Source organism: Bradyrhizobium sp. (assembly GCF_028868675.1).
GTDB lineage: Bacteria > Pseudomonadota > Alphaproteobacteria > Rhizobiales > Xanthobacteraceae > Bradyrhizobium.
This window is the reverse complement of record NZ_JAGWUA010000362.1, coordinates 1-2,049: the sequence shown is the minus strand read 5'-3', so window position 1 is coordinate 2,049 and position 2,049 is coordinate 1. Positions and strand designations below refer to the sequence as shown.

1 protein-coding gene and 1 pseudogene are annotated in these 2,049 nt (G+C 63.5%); both read right to left on the bottom strand.

Translation table 11 applies throughout. The annotated features are described in order from the left end of the window. Nucleotides 1–254, bottom strand: a pseudogene (locus KGM94_RS25110) (flagellar protein); the annotation flags it as partial. 322 nt (nt 255–576) lie between these two features. After that, nucleotides 577–2,049, bottom strand: a 1,473-nt coding sequence (locus KGM94_RS25105; RefSeq protein WP_300265417.1) for a flagellin, incomplete at its 5' end; no start/stop codon positions are given.

Genomic DNA, 2,049 nt, shown 5'->3' with positions numbered 1-2,049 from the left:
TGCAGCGAGGTGATGCCGGTGTTGGCGGCCTGCAGCACCTGAACGCCGTTGCCGATGCCATCGAGCAGATTGTTGATGTCGCTGGCGCGGTTGTCGAGCGAGGAAGCCGTGAAGAAGTTGGTCGGGTTATCCAGCGCCGAGTTCACCTTCTTGCCAGTCGACAGACGCCCTTGCGTGGTGGCGAGCAGTTGGGCCGTGGACTGGAGGGAGAGCAGGTTCTGGCGAACCGAGGCGGAGAGGACGATGTCGGACATACTGTTACCTTTCTGGTACGCAAGAATTTTCGACCATGCTTGATCGAGCGACGAAGGCAGGGTGCGTCGACATGGCTAACAAAAGGTGAAATGCCGTCATCGAGCGTAAGTTCAGGTTCACCATAAGGCGGCGGTCGGCCTGCCGGGCCGATGGCGATCCACCTGGAATCTCTCGGATTTTCGTGGCGTTTGCTCCCCGTTAACCATAACCAACGGTTACTTTTCGAAAGCCGCGCGATCGCCGTCTCGATCGGCTGGCCCAAAAAGAAAACGGCGGGGCCGAAGCCCCGCCGCCGTGTCTGACTTGCGATGTCTGCGCTTATTAGCGGAGCAGCTGCAGCACGCTCTGCTGCGACTGGTTGGCGAGCGACAGCGCGGAGACCGCGATCGACTGCCGGGTCGACAGCGCCTGGCTGTTGGCCGCTTCCTCGTTGGTGTCGGCCAGCGTGAGGTTCGACGAGCCGGTCTGCAGCACGTTGATCAGGTTCTTGGAGAAGTCCTGACGGATCTGCACGATCGACAGGTTCGAACCCAGGGCCGACGCCTGCGACCGCAGCGTGCTGCTGGCGGAGTTGAGCGTGGTCAGGACGCGATTGGTCGCGGCATTGTCGATGAAGTCCGAGCCCTGGACCAGGGTCGAAAGGCCGAGGCCGCCGGAGTTGAAGGTCACTCCGGTGATCGTCAGCGTCGACTTGCCGGTCTCGTTGAACACCAGCTTCAGCGAGTCGCCATTGATCAGGTTGACGCCGTTGAACGACGAGTCCTGGGCCGTGGTGTTGATCTGCAGCATGATGGCGTTGTACTGCGCCACCAGGCTCTGGCGGGTCGCTTGCGACGTTGGATCCTTGATCGGGTTGGCAACCGTCACCGCACCCTTGGAAGCCTGGAACACACCGTTGGCGTCACCACCGGCCTGCGCCGTACCACCGACCGTGGGCAATGCATATGACGCATAATCATTGCTGGTGGAGATGGTGAGGTGGCCGCTGGAGTCGATCGAGGCCGACAGGTTGTCGCCGGCGAGCAGCGTGTTGAGGTCGTTCAGCGTCTTGACCGTGCCGCCGGTGCCGTCGCCGAAGGTAATGGTGGTGGCCTGGCCGCCGCCGAGGGAGGCGAAGGTCAGCGTGTCGCCGGTGCGGTTGGTGGTGCCGGCGGTCAGACCGAGCTTGGCGAGAGCGCTGCCGGCAAGCGTCAGGTCGGAATTGACGCCGGTCTCGAGCTGCAGCTTGGACGCGCCGGTAATGGTCGAGGCGACCGAACCGGTGCCGGTGTTGCCGGCCGCGGCGTCGATCGCGCTGAGCAGATCGGAAACCTTCGGAGCGGTGCCAGTGGCGTTCCCGACATAGAACGTCACGTTGCCCGATGCATCGGTCGAGCTGGTCTGGGTCGTGGTCGTGTTCGAAAGGTTGAACGTGATGGTCTTGCCGTTGACAACGATCTGATCGCCATCGGCCAGGGCGGTACCTGCGGTGCCAATCGATGCCAGCGTGTCGGTGCTGGCCAGGCCGCCCGGGCCGGCGCCCTTGTTGACGACGGCTCCCAGGGCTGCGGCCGCGTTACTCACGGTGCCGAGGCCGCGGAGGTCCGAACCGTCAACCGCGATGCCGTTGCGGGTGATGGCACCGGAGGTGATGTTGGCCTTGGTCGAGTAACCGACCGGGGTCTGGAGCGCCTGGTTGGCGATCGACTTGGCGGTGTCGACCAGCTTCTGCAGCGAGGTGATGCCGGTGTTGGCGGCCTGCAGCACCTGAACGCCGTTGCCGATGCCATCGAGCAGATTGTTGATGTCGCTGGC